The organism is Streptomyces griseoruber (assembly GCF_001514205.1).
In the GTDB taxonomy this organism is placed as follows: domain Bacteria; phylum Actinomycetota; class Actinomycetes; order Streptomycetales; family Streptomycetaceae; genus Streptomyces; species Streptomyces griseoruber.
Genome location: NZ_KQ948775.1, coordinates 153,427 through 169,323, shown reverse-complemented (window position 1 = coordinate 169,323; position 15,897 = coordinate 153,427). Strand labels below are relative to the sequence as shown.

The window sequence follows — 15,897 nt, the reverse complement described above, 5'->3', positions numbered from 1 at the left end:
CGCGAGCTTCAGCCGCCGCTGCGGCGAGCCACAGGGGTCACGGAGCGAGCCTCAGCCGTCCCCGTGGTGGCTCTGAGCCGTCACAGCGCGCGCCTGGGCTCGTCATCGCGCGCGCCTGGGCTCCTCGTCGCGCACCCCGGCCCTCACGGCGCACGCTTCAGCCGTCACAGCGCGAGCCTCAGCCGTCCCCCCGCGCGGCTCAGCTCGTCGTCGCCCGCGCCGACGCCGACGCCGCGACCTTCTTGCAGCTGTCCTGCTTGGCCATGGCGTCCTTGACGTCGCCCTGTTCCAGGTTCTTCAGCGCGGTGTTGCCGGTCTGGCTGAGGGTGCCCAGCTGGGTGGCGATGTCCGCGAGGCCGTCGGCGAACTTGGCCTGGTCCTTGGTGTCCAGCGCGTCGACCTGCTTCTTCAGGTCGGCGTAGGAGGTGGAGAGCGTGTTGAGCGCCGCGACGGCGTCCGTCTGCTTCTTCGCGCCTCCCTCGACCCCGGGCGGCGTGCCGGCCTTCTGGACGGCCTGGGCGAGCGCCGCGTACGCGTCGGACATGTCCTGGAAGGCCTGCGAGTCGGTCTTCTGGACGTTCACCGGGGCGTTGTTGTCCGTCGCGGCCTGCTTGATCGCGGCATTGGCGGCGTCGACCTTGGCGTCCTGCGCCGGCAGTGCGTCACAGACGCTCTTGGCCCAGGCGTCGAGTTCCTTGTTGCCTTCGTCGCTGCTGCATCCGGACAGCGCCAGTACCAGTACCGCACCGCCGGACAGCGCGGCCGCGAGCTTCTTGTTCACCGGTTTGGTCCCTTCCATGGCCCTCGGCCCCGGAACATACACGCCCACCGGTGGACAACCCCAGGCCGAATATCCACTCCATGGCGGTTTGAAGCCATTTGCACCAGGAGAGAGAAGGCTCACGGCTCCGGCACACGCACGGCACAGCGGGCGGGCGGCGCGTCAACACGCGCCGCCCGCCCGCTCCTTGCGCCGGGCCCCGACGGCCGGTCTACGAAACCACCGCGGGATCGGCCGACTTGGACGATCTGTCGGCGCCGTCCTCGTCCCCCATGGCGATGCCGCGCCGCTTGGAGACGTACACCGAGCCGACGATCACCGCGAGCGCGAGGATCGCGATCAGGATCCGTACGCCGACGCTCTTGTCGTCGCCGTAGCTGAACTTGATCACGGCCGGCGCGATCAGCAGCGCGACCAGGTTCATGACCTTGAGCAGCGGGTTGATCGCGGGCCCTGCGGTGTCCTTGAAGGGGTCGCCGACGGTGTCGCCGATCACCGTGGCCGCGTGGGCCTCGCTGCCCTTGCCGCCGTGGTGGCCGTCCTCGACGAGCTTCTTGGCGTTGTCCCACGCGCCGCCGGAGTTGGCGAGGAAGACCGCCATCAGCGTGCCCGCGCCGATCGCGCCCGCGAGGTACGCGCCCAGCGGGCCGATGCCGAGGGTGAACCCGACGAAGATCGGAGCCAGGACGGCGAGCAGACCGGGCGTGGCGAGCTCGCGCAGGGCGTCGCGGGTGCAGATGTCGACGACCTTGCCGTACTCCGGCTGCTCGCTGTAGTCCATGATCCCGGGGTGCTCGCGGAACTGCCGCCGCACCTCGAACACCACGGACCCCGCCGACCGCGAGACCGCGTTGATCGCCAGCCCGGAGAAGAGGAAGACGACCGCCGCGCCCGCGATGAGGCCGACCAGGTTGTTGGGCTGCGAGATGTCCATCATCAGGCTCATCGGCGCCCCGGGCCCGGAGAGCTTCTCCCCGACGTCGTTCGCGCCGGTCGTGATCGCGTCACGGTACGACCCGAAGAGCGCCGACGCCGCGAGGACCGCGGTGGCGATGGCGATGCCCTTGGTGATGGCCTTGGTGGTGTTGCCGACCGCGTCGAGGTTGGTGAGCACCTGCGCGCCCGCGCCCTCGACGTCGCCCGACATCTCGGCGATGCCCTGCGCGTTGTCGGAGACCGGCCCGAAGGTGTCCATGGCGACGATCACGCCGACCGTGGTGAGCAGGCCGGTGCCGGCCAGTGCGACCGCGAACAGCGCCAGCATGATCGACGTGCCGCCGAGCAGGAACGCCCCGTACACGCCGAGGCCGATCAGCAGGGCGGTGTAGACGGCCGATTCCAGACCGACGGAGATCCCGGCCAGGACGACCGTGGCGGGGCCCGTCAGGGACGACTTGCCGATGTCCCGGACCGGGCGGCGGGTGGTCTCGGTGAAGTAGCCGGTCAACTGCTGGATGACGGCGGCCAGGAGGATGCCGATCGCCACCGCGACGAGGGCGAGGACACGCGGGTCGCCGTCCTTGCCGGTGATCGCCGGGTCGGTGACGCCGTCGAGGCCGGCGTACGTGCCGGGCAGATAGACGTAGACGGCGACGGCCACCAGCACGAGCGAGATCACCGCGGAGACGAAGAAGCCCCGGTTGATCGCGGACATGCCGCTGCGGTCGCTGCGGCGGGGGGCGACGGCGAAGATGCCGACCATGGCCGTGAGCACGCCGATCGCGGGCACGAGCAGCGGGAACGCCAGCCCGAAGTCGCCGAAGGCCGCCTTGCCGAGGATGAGCGCGGCGACCAGGGTCACGGCGTACGACTCGAACAGGTCGGCGGCCATGCCCGCACAGTCACCGACGTTGTCGCCCACGTTGTCGGCGATGGTCGCGGCATTGCGCGGATCGTCCTCCGGAATGCCCTGTTCGACCTTGCCGACCAGGTCGGCGCCGACGTCGGCGGCCTTGGTGAAGATGCCGCCGCCGACCCTCATGAACATCGCGATGAGCGCCGCGCCGAGGCCGAAGCCCTCCAGCACCTTGGGCGCGTCGGCCGCGTAGACCAGCACCACGCAGGAGGCGCCGAACAGCCCGAGCCCCACCGTGAACATACCGACGACGCCGCCTGTGCGAAATGCGATCTTCATGGCCTTGTGCGAGACGGCGGTGAGATCCTTTTCCGGTTCGCCGGGCCCCGGAGTGGCTTCACGGGCTGCTGCGGCGACCCGCACATTGCTGCGCACCGCGAGCCACATGCCGATATAACCGGTGGCCGCCGAGAACGCGGCGCCGATCAAGAAGAACAATGATCGTCCGGCGCGCTGATTCCAGTCGTCCGCGGGCAGCAACATCAACAGGAAGAACACCACGACGGCGAATACGCCTAGGGTGCGCAACTGCCGGGCCAGATACGCGTTGGCGCCTTCCTGGACCGCTGCCGCGATCTTCTTCATGCTGTCGGTACCCTCGCCGGCCGCGAGCACCTGGCGCAGCAGGACGCCCGCGACCACGAGCGCGGCCAGGGCGACGAGCCCGATGACCACCACGAGGAGACGGTTGCCGTCGGTCAGCACTGCGGCCGCGAAGGTTGTCGGATGGTCCAACCGATGAGGGGTAGAAAGCCCCGCCATTCGTCCTCCTTGACGCTTGGGCTGAGCTCAAGATTGTGGACGGATTGTAGGTACCGGAACCTGATCAAAACAGTGCGCGGTAAACAGAATTCGCCTACACGTCCAGTAATGCCTTCGGGGCATTCTCCGATCGTTGAACGGAACCATTGATCGTGAATTGATTCACGAAATCCAGGAAGTGATTCCTCGGCTCAAGATTCACTTCCTGGAACGGCTGAGACAACTGTAAGCACGACTACCCGGGTGGGCGCATGCCAAAGGGCCCCACCGGAGTGGGGCCCTTCGGGTACGGATACGGCGGGAGCGGCTCAGCCGACCGTCGCCGCCGCCGGTGTCCTCGGCCAGGTCATACGGATCAGACCGCCGTTCTCACCGGCGGTGACCTCCACGTCGTCGACGAGGCCGCTGATGACCGCGAGGCCCATCTCGTCCTCCTCGGCGTCCACGTCGTCCGCGCCGGAGCCGGGAACCCGGTCCCCGGGGGCGGAGCGGGGCGCCTCGTCGCCGACCTCGATGGAGAACTGCTTCTCCTCCTCGATCAACGCCACCTTCACGGGAGCGGTGATACCGCCACTCTGGTGAAGGCCGACGGCGCGGGTGCAGGCCTCGCCGACGGCGAGCCTCACCTCGTCGAGGACGGCCTCGTCCACTCCGGCCCTGCGCGCCACCGCTGCCGCCACCAGTCGGGCGGTCCTGACGTGCTCGGGCAGCGCGCTGAAGCGGAGTTCAACGGTGGCCATGCGTCCCCCTCGGAACTCGGGCGTGCTGTCGGGGGGCCGGGCTGCCGAAAGCCCGGTCCCCCGGTGTACAACTGGGCCGTCCGGGTCACCGGACCCGGACGGACGGGTCAGTCGGTGGCTTGGACCGCGTCCTCGACCGAGGTGTGAATCGGGAACACCTTGGTCAGGCCGGTGATGCGGAAGATCTTCAGAATGCGCTCCTGGTTGCAGACCAGGCGCAGCGAGCCCTCGTGGGCACGCACACGCTTCAGGCCGCCGACCAGTACGCCGAGCCCGGTGGAGTCGAGGAAGTCCACGCCCTCCATGTCCACGACGAGGTGGAAATTCCCGTCGTTCACCAGCTCGACCAACTGCTCGCGCAGCTTGGGCGCGGTATATACGTCGATTTCGCCACCGACCTTGACGATCGTGCGATCGCCGACGGTCTCGGTCGACAGGGACAGGTCCACGGATCCTCCAGCACCTTGCTATCGAGCGGTCGCCCCTCGGGACACCTCGGCAGAGCCCCCTGGACGGTTCGCCAGCCGCGATGGCATTCAATCACTTACCGGCAGGCGTGCACGACGCCTTGGCTCCATTGTCCGTCACGCCAGTGACACACTCGGTGCCGATGGCCAAGAATCACCGATCCGATCGATCCTCGGCACAGCCCGCCCCGCGCCTGTCGCCGGGTGCCCTCCTGGACCGGCTCGCCCCGGGCCCGAGCCGGGCTTCGCGCATCACTCATACGGAGCACTTGCCCCCGCGCGAGGGCCGCCATGCCGTCTGGCCTGACCGGATTCGCCCGGAAGTGATCGCGGCGGTCCAGACCTACGGAATCGCCGACCCCTGGGCCCACCAGGCGCTCGCCGCCGAGCACGCCCTGGACGGCGACTCGGTGGTCGTCGCCACGGGCACCGCCTCCGGCAAGTCCCTGGCCTATCTCGTGCCCGTACTGTCCACCCTTCTGGACGGCTCGGAGGCCCCGAACGGACGCGGCGCGACCGCCCTGTACCTCGCCCCCACCAAGGCCCTCGCCGCCGACCAGCGCCGCTCTGTGAAAGAACTCTCACACCCGCTCGGCAACGCGGTGCGTCCGGCCGTGTACGACGGCGACACGCCGTTCGAGGAACGCGAATGGGTCCGCCAGTACGCCAATTACGTCCTCACCAACCCCGACATGCTGCACCGCGGGATCCTCCCGTCCCACTCCCGCTGGTCCTCCTTCCTGAAGTCGCTGAAGTACGTCGTCGTCGACGAGTGCCACACCTACCGCGGCGTCTTCGGCTCCCATGTCGCCCAGGTGCTGCGCCGGCTGCGCCGCCTGTGCGCCCGCTACGGCTCCTCCCCGGTCTTCCTGCTGGCCTCCGCGACCGCCGCCGAGCCCGCGGTCGCCGCCGGCCGCCTCACCGGCCTGCCGGTGGTGGAGGTCGCCGACGACGCCTCACCCCGAGGTGAACTGGTGTTCGCCCTCTGGGAGCCGCCGCTCACCGAGCTCCAGGGCGAGAAGGGCGCCCCCGTCCGGCGTACCGCCACCGCCGAGACCGCCGACCTCCTCACCGACCTCGCCGTCCAGGGCGTACGCACGGTCGCCTTCATCCGCTCCCGGCGCGGCGCCGAGCTGATCTCGGTGATCGCCCAGGAACGGCTCGCCGAGGTCGACCGCTCGCTCGCCCGGCGTGTCGCGGCGTACCGGGGCGGCTATCTGCCCGAGGAACGCCGCGCCCTCGAACAGGCCCTCCACTCCGGCGAGCTCCTCGGCCTCGCCGCCACCACCGCCCTCGAACTCGGCATCGACGTCTCCGGCCTCGACGCCGTCCTGATCGCCGGCTATCCGGGCACCCGCGCCTCCCTGTGGCAGCAGGCCGGCCGGGCCGGGCGGTCCGGGCAGGGCGCGCTGGCGGTGCTGGTCGCCCGCGACGACCCGCTGGACACCTTCCTCGTCCACCACCCGGAGGCCCTCTTCGACCGCCCGGTGGAGTCGACGGTCCTCGACCCCGACAACCCCTACGTCCTCGCCCCGCACCTGTGCGCCGCCGCCGCGGAACTCCCGCTGACGGAGGAGGACCTGGCGCTGTTCGGCCCGGAGACCGAGGCCCTGCTGCCCCAACTGGAGGCCGCCAAGCTGCTGCGCCGCCGCACGAAGGCCTGGCACTGGACGCGCCGGGAACGCGCCGCCGACCTCACCGACATCCGCGGCGAGGGCGGCCGGCCGGTGCAGATCGTCGAGGAGGGCACGGGCCGGCTGCTCGGCACGGTCGACGCGGGCGCCGCCCACGCCACCGTCCACGAGGGCGCCGTCCACCTCCACCAGGGCCGTACGTACCTCGTCCGCTCCCTGGACCTGGACGACTCGGTCGCGCTGGTCGAGGAGGCCGCCCCGCCCTACTCGACCGTCGCCCGCGACACCACCTCCATCGCCGTCCTGGAGACCGACACCGAAATCCCCTGGGGCCAGGGCCGGTTGTGCTACGGCTCCGTCGAAGTCACCAATCAGGTCGTCTCCTTCCTGCGCCGACGCGTCATCACCGGTGAAGTCCTGGGCGAGTCGAAGCTCGACCTCCCTCCTCGTACGCTGCGCACCCGCGCGGTGTGGTGGACGGTCACCGAGGACCAGCTCGACGCCGCCCGCGTCAACCCCGAGATCCTCGGCGGCGCCCTGCACGCCGCCGAACACGCCTCCATCGGGCTCCTCCCGCTCTTCGCGACCTGCGACCGCTGGGACATCGGCGGCGTGTCGGTCCCGCTGCACCCCGACACGCTCCTGCCGACGGTCTTCGTCTACGACGGCCATCCCGGCGGCGCGGGCTTCGCGGAGCGCGCCTTCCACACCGCCGGTGCCTGGCTCACCGCCACCCGCGAGGCCATCGCCTCCTGCGAGTGCGACGCCGGCTGCCCGTCCTGCATCCAGTCCCCCAAGTGCGGCAACGGCAACGACCCGCTGCACAAGAGGGGGGCGGTGCGACTCCTCACGGAACTGCTCCGGGGGGTGCCGCAGGAGGCGGTCCCGGGGCCTGCGCCGCAGGCGGTGGAAGCGGGGCCGGGACCGGCGATACCGGCCCCGGAGGGCCCGCACGTGCCCTGACCTCGGCCGTGAAGGGTCCCCGGCCCGCCGCCGCGGTCACGTCCGAGATCTCCCCCGCGACCGCGCAGCGCACCAGCCGTACGCCCTGTGCCCGCGCCACCCGCCCCGCCCGGGCACAGGCCCGCTCCTCGCCGTCCGTCCAGTGGTCCGCCGCCGCGAGCGCCGCGAGGTCCGCGCCCCCGGCGGCCCGGTGCCGGACCACGGCAGCGTGCCCCAGGGCCAGCACGACACCGAAGACCACGCACAGCACCGCGATCGCCCCGAGACTCCAGACGGTGGCCGAGCCCCGGTCGCCCCGCCCCCGCGGCCGCACCACGACGGCACGATCCCCCTTCACGGCCCACCCCCGCCGTCCGGCCCGGCTCCCACGGCCTCCTCGGCCGCCGCCACCGCCTCCTCCCGTACCTCGAAGGGCAGCCCCCTCAGCAGCGGTGGACTCGCCACGACCACCACCCGCACCTGGTCGCCCTCCCTGCCGACCGTCACCCGTGCCCCGCGCGGGGCCGCGGCGCGGGCCAGTTCGACGACCGCCCCGGTGGGGTCCTGCCGGGCCGCCGCGCGGGCGCCGGTCCTGGCCGCGTCCACGCACTGGATCCGAGCGGCCACCACGAGCAGCCCCCACACCAGCGCCATCGCGAACACCACCAGCACCGGCAGCACCACGGCCGACTCCGCCGTCACGAAACCCCGGTCCCCACCGAGCCGCCGCCGCTCACATCCCCCCACTGAGCGCCCGCCTCACGAGGTCCTGCAACTGCGTGCTGACGGCGTCGCTCGTCACCACCTGGTAGAGGAGCACGGCGAACCCCACCGCCGCCACGATCCCCATCGCGTACTCGGACGTCACCATTCCGGCGTCCTTGCGTGCGCCCCGCATCCCGCACACCAGGGCACGCAGCCGCGCCCGTACCGCCTTGTACATCTCAACCCCCGTAACGTTCGGCCCTGTCGGCCTCTGACTGTTCGATCCGTCGTGTCCTGTCCCTGCTCGGCGCCCTCGGCGCCGGTTCAGCACCTCGTCATCCGCCGCCTCCTCCCATCACCCCGTCCGCGAGCCCGATCACGACCGGTACAACGCCGACCGCGATGAAGGCGGGCAGGAAGCACAGCCCCACCGGCGCGGCGACCAGGACGCCGGCGCGGCGGGCCCTGGCTGTCGCGGCCCGGGTCCACTCGGCTCGGGCGTCCCCGGCGAGCCGGGCCACGGGGCCGGCCGCCGGAATCCCCGTCACGTCGGCCTGTTCCAACAGCCGTGCCAGGGCCGCCGCGCCCGGCGCACAGGCCAACCTCCGCCATGCCGTGGCCGGTTCGCCGCCCAGCCGCACCTCGGCGGCGCCGCGCGCCAGCCCTTCCCCCACCGGCCCGCCCAGGGCCTCGCCGACGGCCTGCGCGGCGATCACCGGGGCGGCGCCCGCCGCGATGCAGGCGGCCAGCAGATCGGCGGCAAGGGGAAGTTGCCCGGCGGCGAGCCGTGCGTCGGCCTCGCTGACGGCTCCCGCCGCCCGCTGCCGACCGCGCCACCGCCACAGCGCGACCGCGCCGACCACCCCGGCCACGGCCCCCACGACACCGCCGATCAGCACCCATCCGGCGCCCACCACCGCCCCCACCGGCAGCCAGGCCCCCACGGCGTCCCGCAACCCCGCGCGCGGGACGTCCGGCGCCCGCTCCCGCCCCAGCAGCTCGGCCGCCCGCCCCCGGGCCCCACGGGCGCGCCGCACCTGCTCCAGCCACCACACCGGCCATCCGAGGACCGTCACGATCCCCACGGCCACCCCCAGCCTGTGGACACCTTCCGCGCTCATGACGCCTCCCTTCTCGTCCCCCACCACACGGTCGCCCGCACGCCCCTTCACGCCCCCTCCGCGTTCCGCACGATCCACAGCACCCACCACACCCCCGCGCCCTCCAGCAGCCCCCCGACGAGCAGGCAGCCCAGCCCGGCCACGGTGTGGAACAGCACCTGGAGCGGGTCGGCGCCGAGCGCGGCGCCCAGGAGGAGCCCCAGCGCCGGCAGGCAGGCCAGCATCACCGCGGTGGCACGCGGTCCCGCCAGCTGCGCGCGCAGGTCCGCCCGTTGATCGCGCTCGGCGCGCAACGCCCCCTCCAGGCGGTCGAGTCCGGCCGCGAGGCCCGCTCCCTGGTCCACGGCCACCCGCCAGCACGCCGCCAGCCCCAGCAGTCCGCCGGCACCCGGCTGCCGCGCGGCGACCGCGAGCGCCTGGGGCACGTCGCCGCCGAACCGCGCCGCCGCCAGCACCGCCGCCCGGGCCTCGCCCAGCCCGCCGGAGTCCCGCGCGGCCCGCTGCAACGCCGCACCGGGCTGCCGTCCGGCCCGCACCTCCCCGGCGAGCGCCGCGCAGAGGGCGATCACGGCGTCCGACCGGCGCTCCCCGGCCCGGCGGGCCTGTGCGGCGCGCCGCGCCCGGCGCAGCAAGGGGACCACGCAGGCCCCGACGACGACCGGAAGCGGTGAGGCCCCCAGCACCGCCAAAACCGCCCCGACGACCGGCGCCCACCACTCGGGCCGCCATCGCGCGCGCAGCCTGCGCAGTCCGAGGGCCAGGTCCTGCCAGGCCGGCGGTCCACTGCCGACCACCTCGCCGCCGGCGAGCAGCAACCGCGCCCGCCGGCCCCCGGAGTACGGACCGCCCAGCAGCCACGCCGCCGCCCCGGCACAGGCGACGGCCGCCGCCGCCGACACCTCACCCATCACGTACCTCACTCACCCCACTCCTCTCGCCCGCCCCGCTCTCCGCACCGCTCAGCAGCAGCTCCCGCAGCCGCCCCCACCCCCGCTCGTACGCGAACGCGTCCGGCTGCCAGCGCAGTGCCGGTACCGTCCGCACCAGGCCCGTCGGGTCCCGCTCCAGCACGTGCACCTCGGCGATCCGGCGCCGTCCGGCCGGGTCGCGGACGAGGTGCAGGACCACCGAGAGCGCGGCCGCCAACTGGCTGTGCAGTGCGGCCCGGTCCAGTCCGGCCGCCGTGCCGAGCGCCTCCAGCCGGGCGGGGACGTCCGCCGCGGCGTTGGCGTGGACGGTCCCGCACCCGCCCTCGTGGCCCGTGTTGAGCGCGGCCAGCAGATGGACCACCTCCGGCCCGCGCACCTCGCCCACGACGAGCCGGTCCGGACGCATCCGCAGGGCCTGCCGCACCAGGTCCTCGAGCGTGACGAGCCCGGCGCCCTCCTGGTTGGCGGGTCTGGTCTCCAGGCGGACCACGTGCGGATGGTCCGGTCGCAGTTCCGCGGAGTCCTCGGCGAGAACGATCCGCTCCCCGGGTCCGACCAGGCCGAGCAGTGCGCTCAGCAGGGTCGTCTTGCCGCTGCCGGTACCGCCGCTGACCAGGAAGGACAGCCGTGCTCCGAGCAGGGCCCGCAGCACCCGGTCGCCGCCCGGCGGCACGGTGCCCGCGGTCACGAGTTCGTCGAGCGTGAACGCCCGCGGCCGCACCACGCGCAGCGACAGACAGGTGCAGCCGACGGCCACCGGGGGCAGCACGGCGTGCAGCCGGGTCCCGTCGGGCAGCCGGGCGTCGGCCCACGGCCGGGCGTCGTCCAGGCGCCGTCCGGCGACCGCGGCCAGGCGCTGCGCGAGGCGTCGTACGGCCGCGGCGTCCGGGAAGGAGACGGCGGTCAGCTCCAGGCCGCCGCCCCGGTCGACCCAGACCCGGTCCGGGGCCGACACCAGGACGTCGGTCACCGAGGGGTCGGCGAGCAGCGGCTCCAGGGGCCCGCTGCCGATCAGCTCGGAGCGCAGGTGCTCGGCCGCCCCGAGCACCTCGGCGTCCCCGAGCACCCGCCCCTGTTCCCGCAGGGCCTGCGCCACGCGCGCGGGCGTCGGCTCGGCCCCGCGCGCGGCGAGCCACTGCCGTACGCCGTCCAGCAGCGCGCCTTCCAGTGCCGGTGCCGTGCTCACGCGCCACCCGCCTCGATGAGCGCCCGCTCCCAGAACTGCTTGCAGAAGCGGGCGAGGGGCCCGCGCGCGGCGGTGCCCGGGGGTGCCTTGCCACCGTCGGGGCGGAGCAGTGCCTGCTCGACGGGCACCTCGCCGGCCAGCGGCAGCCGGAGCAGTGTGGCCACCTCGCGGTCGTCGAGGCCGGGTGCGTACGGGCCCCGTACCGCGACCCTGAGGTCGCGCAGGACCATCCCGGCCGCGGCGGCCACCCGGCCGGCGGCCGCGACGGCGCGCAGTTCGGCGGGGACCACGAGGAGTCCGAGGTCGACCTGGGCGAGGGCCTCGGCGACCCCGTCGTCGAGGCGGCGCGGCAGGTCCACGACGACCGTGCCGCCGCGGCGGCGGGCTGCGGCGAGGACCGCGCGGACGGCCTGCGGCGGGACGGCGACACAGTCGCCGCGGTCCCAGCTGAGCACGCGCAGCGCGTGCAGTTCGGGCAGGGACTCCTCCAGGGCGCCGCCGCCGACCCGCCCGCGTGAGGCGGCGAAGGCGGGCCAGCGCAGTCCTTCGGTGGTCTCCCCGCCGAGCAGTACGTCGAGTCCGCCGCCGAGCGGATCGGCGTCCACCAGCAGGGTGCGCAGGCCTTCGCGCGCGGAGGTGACGGCGAGGGCGCACGCGAGCGTGGACGCTCCGGCACCTCCGCGGCCGCCGATGACGCCGACGGTGAGCGCGGGCCGGCCGACGCCCTCGGCGACGTCGGCGATGCGGTCGACCAGCCACTGTTCTCCGTCGGGCAGCATCAGGACGTGGTCGGCGCCGATCTCGACGGCGCGCTGCCAGACGCCGGAGTCGTCCTGGTCGCGTCCGACGAGGACCACTCCCCGTCTGCGGGTGGCCCCGCGCACCCGCCGGGCGGCGTCGTCGCCGACGAGGACGAGCGGCGCGGTCTCCCAGCTGCCGCGGCGTTCCGGCACCGAGGGATGCACCTCGGGGGTGGCGCCGGCCGCGGCGCACAGGCGCAGCAGGTCGTCGAGGAGGTCGGCGTCCTCCGTGACGATCAGCGGTTTGCCCTGCCGGTGGGAAGCGGCGGGCGGCGGGTCGTGCGTGACGGCTCCGGCCATGTTTTTCGTCCCCCTTTGTCGTGGGTCGCGCAGCCTGTGCGGCCCCGCGATTACCGAGCGTGTGAAGAACCGGACAACCGGCCTCCGCAGGAACGGCCGACAGAATCCGGCCGCGCGCACCCGGCAAACGGAACCGGCCGTGAACTCCCGGCCCGAGCGGACGCGTCGGAATCACGGTGCAGCGAACCCGGAAATCTTGTGGATCTTGGCGAAAATCTGTGGACGAGCAGCCGGTTGTGAATATCGCCGCCACCCATACCGGTGATGGCCACCCGTCTCCTGTGCGACTCCCGCAGGACAGTCCGACCGCTACCCAACGTGACGGATCACGGACATGCCGAAGAGGCGGCCTGAGCCGCCTCGCAGACGCGGCCGCACCGCGCGAAGAAGGGGAAACGCACCCGGACATGCGACGACCCCCGCCGGGGGGGAGAGCGGGGGTCGTCTTCACGGCCGACTCGGGGGGGGGAGGAGCCGGACCGCGTTAGCACGGTCGCGAACGATCCGTGACTTCCATGGTGTACCCGAGAGCCCTCTCAGGCAAACCCACGCGCCCACCTTACGCCGAATGGGCTGCCCCTATGCTCTTGGTTGTGGAAAACCACTCCTTGCCCCGCACAGCGGCCTTCTTTGACCTGGACAAGACGGTCATTGCGAAGTCGAGCACGCTCACCTTCAGCAAGTCCTTCTACCAAGGCGGTCTGATCAACCGCAGGGCCGCCTTGCGGACCGCATATGCCCAGTTCGTCTTCCTCGTGGGCGGTATGGACCACGACCAGATGGAGCGGACCCGCACGTACCTGTCCGGGATGGTGCGCGGCTGGAACGTGCAGCAGGTGAAGGAGATCGTCGCCGAGACCCTGCACGACCTGATCGACCCGCTCATCTACGACGAGGCGGCCTCCCTCATCGAGGAACATCACACGGCCGGCCGCGATGTCGTGATCGTGTCCACGTCGGGCGCGGAGGTGGTCGAGCCGATCGGCGAACTGCTGGGCGCGGACCGTGTGGTGGCCACCCGGATGGTGGTGGGCGAGGACGGCTGCTACACCGGCGAGGTGGAGTACTACGCCTACGGCCCGACGAAGGCGGAGGCGATCAAGGAGCTGGCCGTTTCGGAGGGGTACGACCTGGAGCGCTGTTTCGCCTACAGCGACTCGGCGACCGATCTGCCGATGCTCCAGGCGGTGGGCCGTCCGCACGCCGTGAACCCGGACCGGGCCCTGCGGCGCGAGGCCGTCGCGCGCGGGTGGCCGATCCTCGACTTCCACCGGCCCGTACGGCTCAAGCAGCGGATCCCCTCGTTCTCCGTCCCGCCGCCGGCACTCGTCGCGGCGGCCGCCATAGGCGCGGCGGCGGCGACGGCGGGCCTGGTCTGGTACGCGAGCCGGCGCCGGGCGGCGACCGCCTGAGCTGCGAGGACCCTTTCAAACCCATGTGGCCGCAAAAGTAAAGAACTGGCGGCGGGGGTTCCACTTGCCCTGGTGCCGGAGTAGAAAGGACTCAACGGCCCGCGAGACCAAGGACATCCGAAAGGATCACCTTAATAACGCATTTGGCCCCACGGACCGATGCATGAACATCGAGCACCCACGCGACGTCGACCCGTCGATTACGGGCCAGCCGCACCAGGTCACGGGCAAGGATCCCGGCCTGATGGGCACCATATCGAGGACGCTTGGTAACCCGGTGAACATGCCAGCGGCGGTACGAATTCTCGTACCGCCGCAACCCCTGTTCGGGGACTTTCCCGCCCCTATGCCGCGCCGCGCTGCAACGCCTCGCACACCGCCGTCGACTCGCGGGCGCCCAGCTCGACCGCCCTGCCGCAGTGCGTGATCCAGGCCGCCATGCCCTCCGGAGTGCCGGACACATACCCCTCCAGCGCCGCCAGATAGGCCGCGCGGCCCAGTTCCGCGTGGCCCACCTCGGCCGGGCAGACCGACTTGGGGTCGAGTCCGCTGCCGATCAGCACGATGCGCTCGGCGGCGCGCGCGACCAGGCCGTTGCGCGAGGTGAAGGGGCGCAGGGCGAGCAGCTCGCCGTGCACCACGGCGGCCGTCACCAGGGCGGGCGCCGAGCTCCCCGCGATGATCAGCTCGGAGAGCCCGTCCAGCCGGCCGGCCACTTCATCGGCGGCGGGCAGCGGCAGCTCGACGAGCGGTTCGTCGACCGGCTCCCCGGCCTGCCGCGGCCGTCCGATCTCGTCGCCGCCGCCCGCCGCGGCCACCAGATGCAGCCGCGCCAGCACCCGCAGCGGCGACTGCCGCCAGATGGACAGCAACTGCCCCGCCTCGGCGGTCAGCCGCAGGGCGGCACCCATCACCAGCGCCTCGTCGTCGACGCCGAAGTCGCTGCGTCGGCGCACCTCCTCCAGGGCCCAGTCCGCGCCGGACAGCGCCGCCGAGCCACGGGCGCCGCGCAGAGCGGCCTCGGAGGTGATCGCGTTGCTGCGGCGCCGCATGACCCGGTGTCCGTAGACCCGGTCCACGGCCTTGCGCACGGACTCCACGGACTCGGCCACACCGGGCAACGAGCCCAGGGCCGCGAGCGGATCGGCGGACGCGCCTGTCGTACTCATGAGTACGACATTACGCACCCAGGGGCCGCACCCCTCGAAGGAGTGGTCTTCTTCACGCACCCCCGCCACGTACAGCCATCGCCGCACTACTCTTGGTGAACATGAAAATTGCTTTCGTCGGGAAGGGCGGCAGCGGCAAGACCACGCTGTCGTCCCTGTTCATCCGCCATCTCGCCGCCCTCGGCGCCCCCGTACTCGCCGTGGACGCGGACATCAACCAGCATCTGGGACCCGCTCTCGGCCTCGACGAGAGCGAGGCCGCCGGCCTGCCCGCGCTGGGCGAGCACCTCCCGCTGATCAAGGAGTACCTGCGCGGCTCCAACCCGCGCATCGCCTCCGCCGAGTCGATGATCAAGACGACCCCGCCCGGCCGGGGCTCCCGGCTGCTGCGGGTGCGCGAGGACAATCCGGTCTACGACGCCTGCGCCCGGCCGGTGGAACTCGACGGCGGCGCCGTCCGTTTGATGGTCACCGGCCCCTTCACGGACGCCGACCTGGGGGTCGCCTGCTACCACTCCAAGACGGGAGCGGTGGAGCTGTGCCTGAACCACCTGGTGGACGGCCGTGACGAATACGTCGTGGTCGACATGACGGCGGGCTCGGACTCCTTCGCCTCCGGCTTGTTCACCCGCTTCGACGTGACGTTCCTCGTCGCCGAGCCGACCCGGAAGGGGGTCTCCGTCTACCGCCAGTACAAGGAGTACGCCCACGACTTCGGCGTCGAGCTGAAGGTCGTCGGCAACAAGGTGCAAGGGCAGGACGACCTCGACTTCCTCCGCGCCGAAGTCGGTGACGACCTGCTCGTCACGGTCGGGCACTCGGACTGGGTGCGCGCCATGGAGAAGGGCCGGCCGCCCCGGTTCGACCTCCTGGACGCGGCCGACCGCGACGCCCTGCGCCTGTTGCGGACGACCGTCGACACCGCCCACGAGCGGCGCGACCCGGACCGCTACACGCGCCAGATGGTGCACTTCCACCTGAAGAACGCCCGGTCCTGGGGCAACGAACGCACCGGGGCCGACCTGGCGGCACAGGTCGACCCCGACTTCGTCCTCGGCGAGGGGGTGGCCGCCGCCGTCTAGACCACCCGGACG

15 protein-coding genes are annotated in these 15,897 nt (G+C 72.6%); 3 read left to right on the top strand and 12 right to left on the bottom strand.

All coding sequences use genetic code 11. The annotated features are described in order from the left end of the window. Positions 1–199: 199 nt before the first annotated feature. From AQJ64_RS29790 to bldG, 4 genes are all read right to left on the bottom strand, one after another. Entirely contained in the window at positions 200–799 is a 600-nt protein-coding gene (locus AQJ64_RS29790; protein WP_055636393.1) for a hypothetical protein, read from the bottom strand. A gap of 193 nt (positions 800–992) precedes the next feature. Beyond that, positions 993–3,398 carry a sodium-translocating pyrophosphatase gene (locus AQJ64_RS29785; protein WP_055636392.1) on the bottom strand — a complete coding sequence of 802 codons (2,406 nt, stop codon included), beginning with the start codon at positions 3,396–3,398 and terminating at the stop codon, positions 993–995. Positions 3,399–3,706: 308 nt separating this feature from the next. Further along, positions 3,707–4,138, bottom strand: coding sequence for an ATP-binding protein (locus AQJ64_RS29780; RefSeq protein WP_055636391.1), 432 nt, complete (start codon positions 4,136–4,138; stop codon positions 3,707–3,709). Between the two features lie 107 nt (positions 4,139–4,245). Then, positions 4,246–4,587: an anti-sigma factor antagonist BldG gene (gene bldG / locus AQJ64_RS29775; protein ID WP_055636390.1), complete on the bottom strand. Its 342-nt coding sequence runs from the start codon at positions 4,585–4,587 to the stop codon at positions 4,246–4,248. An 80-nt stretch (positions 4,588–4,667) separates the two neighbouring features. Here bldG and AQJ64_RS29770 point away from each other — a divergent pair, with 80 nt between their 5' ends. Next, entirely contained in the window at positions 4,668–7,202 is a 2,535-nt protein-coding gene (locus tag AQJ64_RS29770) for a DEAD/DEAH box helicase (protein ID WP_079062023.1), read from the top strand. On the opposite strand, the gene AQJ64_RS46590 is transcribed toward AQJ64_RS29770, so the two are convergent. The 7 genes from AQJ64_RS46590 to ssd all read right to left on the bottom strand — a co-directional run bounded on the left by AQJ64_RS46590 (position 7,087) and on the right by ssd (position 12,222). Further along, positions 7,087–7,515 carry an Rv3654c family TadE-like protein gene (locus tag AQJ64_RS46590; protein WP_425315619.1) on the bottom strand — a complete coding sequence of 143 codons (429 nt, stop codon included), beginning with the start codon at positions 7,513–7,515 and terminating at the stop codon, positions 7,087–7,089. The two genes, AQJ64_RS29770 and AQJ64_RS46590, sit on opposite strands and share 116 nt — an antisense overlap. A gap of 20 nt (positions 7,516–7,535) precedes the next feature. After that, positions 7,536–7,883 carry a TadE family type IV pilus minor pilin gene (locus tag AQJ64_RS29765; RefSeq protein ID WP_059203153.1) on the bottom strand — a complete coding sequence of 116 codons (348 nt, stop codon included), beginning with the start codon at positions 7,881–7,883 and terminating at the stop codon, positions 7,536–7,538. 31 nt (positions 7,884–7,914) lie between these two features. Then, the gene (locus AQJ64_RS46585) at positions 7,915–8,124 is read right to left on the bottom strand and encodes a DUF4244 domain-containing protein (RefSeq protein WP_079062022.1); all 210 of its coding nucleotides are present in this window, start codon (positions 8,122–8,124) and stop codon (positions 7,915–7,917) included. Positions 8,125–8,221: 97 nt separating this feature from the next. Next, on the bottom strand, positions 8,222–9,007 hold the full coding sequence (locus AQJ64_RS29760; protein ID WP_059203169.1) for a type II secretion system F family protein: 786 nt from the start codon (positions 9,005–9,007) through the stop codon (positions 8,222–8,224). Between the two features lie 47 nt (positions 9,008–9,054). After that, the gene (locus AQJ64_RS29755) at positions 9,055–9,915 is read right to left on the bottom strand and encodes a type II secretion system F family protein (protein WP_059203152.1); all 861 of its coding nucleotides are present in this window, start codon (positions 9,913–9,915) and stop codon (positions 9,055–9,057) included. Beyond that, entirely contained in the window at positions 9,908–11,122 is a 1,215-nt protein-coding gene (locus AQJ64_RS29750) for a TadA family conjugal transfer-associated ATPase (RefSeq protein ID WP_055637745.1), read from the bottom strand. The genes AQJ64_RS29755 and AQJ64_RS29750 overlap by 8 nt, the downstream gene beginning before the upstream one ends. Then, on the bottom strand, positions 11,119–12,222 hold the full coding sequence (gene ssd, locus AQJ64_RS29745) for a septum site-determining protein Ssd (RefSeq protein WP_059203151.1): 1,104 nt from the start codon (positions 12,220–12,222) through the stop codon (positions 11,119–11,121). The genes AQJ64_RS29750 and ssd overlap by 4 nt, the downstream gene beginning before the upstream one ends. A gap of 581 nt (positions 12,223–12,803) precedes the next feature. On the opposite strand from ssd, the gene AQJ64_RS29740 reads away from it, so the two are divergent. Continuing rightward, positions 12,804–13,634, top strand: coding sequence for an HAD family hydrolase (locus AQJ64_RS29740; protein WP_055638307.1), 831 nt, complete (start codon positions 12,804–12,806; stop codon positions 13,632–13,634). 344 nt (positions 13,635–13,978) lie between these two features. Here AQJ64_RS29740 and AQJ64_RS29735 read toward each other — a convergent pair whose 3' ends face one another. Next, positions 13,979–14,803 carry a Fic family protein gene (locus AQJ64_RS29735; RefSeq protein ID WP_055638308.1) on the bottom strand — a complete coding sequence of 275 codons (825 nt, stop codon included), beginning with the start codon at positions 14,801–14,803 and terminating at the stop codon, positions 13,979–13,981. A 101-nt stretch (positions 14,804–14,904) separates the two neighbouring features. Between AQJ64_RS29735 and AQJ64_RS29730 the strand changes: the two genes are divergently transcribed. Next, positions 14,905–15,885, top strand: coding sequence for an ATP-binding protein (locus AQJ64_RS29730; protein WP_055638309.1), 981 nt, complete (start codon positions 14,905–14,907; stop codon positions 15,883–15,885). Positions 15,886–15,897: the final 12 nt, after the last annotated feature.

What these genes read in the sequence shown, in the direction of transcription:
- ssd (WP_059203151.1), bottom strand. Translation starts at nt 12,222, where the DNA reads ATGGCCGGAGCCGTCACGCACGACCCGCCGCCCGCCGCTTCCCACCGG.
- AQJ64_RS29735 (WP_055638308.1), bottom strand. Translation starts at nt 14,803, where the DNA reads ATGAGTACGACAGGCGCGTCCGCCGATCCGCTCGCGGCCCTGGGCTCG.
- AQJ64_RS29760 (WP_059203169.1), bottom strand. Translation starts at nt 9,007, where the DNA reads ATGAGCGCGGAAGGTGTCCACAGGCTGGGGGTGGCCGTGGGGATCGTG.
- AQJ64_RS29755 (WP_059203152.1), bottom strand. Translation starts at nt 9,915, where the DNA reads ATGGGTGAGGTGTCGGCGGCGGCGGCCGTCGCCTGTGCCGGGGCGGCG.
- AQJ64_RS29730 (WP_055638309.1), top strand. Translation starts at nt 14,905, where the DNA reads ATGAAAATTGCTTTCGTCGGGAAGGGCGGCAGCGGCAAGACCACGCTG.
- AQJ64_RS29770 (WP_079062023.1), top strand. Translation starts at nt 4,668, where the DNA reads ATGGCATTCAATCACTTACCGGCAGGCGTGCACGACGCCTTGGCTCCA.
- AQJ64_RS46585 (WP_079062022.1), bottom strand. Translation starts at nt 8,124, where the DNA reads ATGTACAAGGCGGTACGGGCGCGGCTGCGTGCCCTGGTGTGCGGGATG.
- AQJ64_RS29790 (WP_055636393.1), bottom strand. Translation starts at nt 799, where the DNA reads ATGGAAGGGACCAAACCGGTGAACAAGAAGCTCGCGGCCGCGCTGTCC.
- AQJ64_RS29740 (WP_055638307.1), top strand. Translation starts at nt 12,804, where the DNA reads ATGCTCTTGGTTGTGGAAAACCACTCCTTGCCCCGCACAGCGGCCTTC.
- AQJ64_RS29785 (WP_055636392.1), bottom strand. Translation starts at nt 3,398, where the DNA reads ATGGCGGGGCTTTCTACCCCTCATCGGTTGGACCATCCGACAACCTTC.
- AQJ64_RS29780 (WP_055636391.1), bottom strand. Translation starts at nt 4,138, where the DNA reads ATGGCCACCGTTGAACTCCGCTTCAGCGCGCTGCCCGAGCACGTCAGG.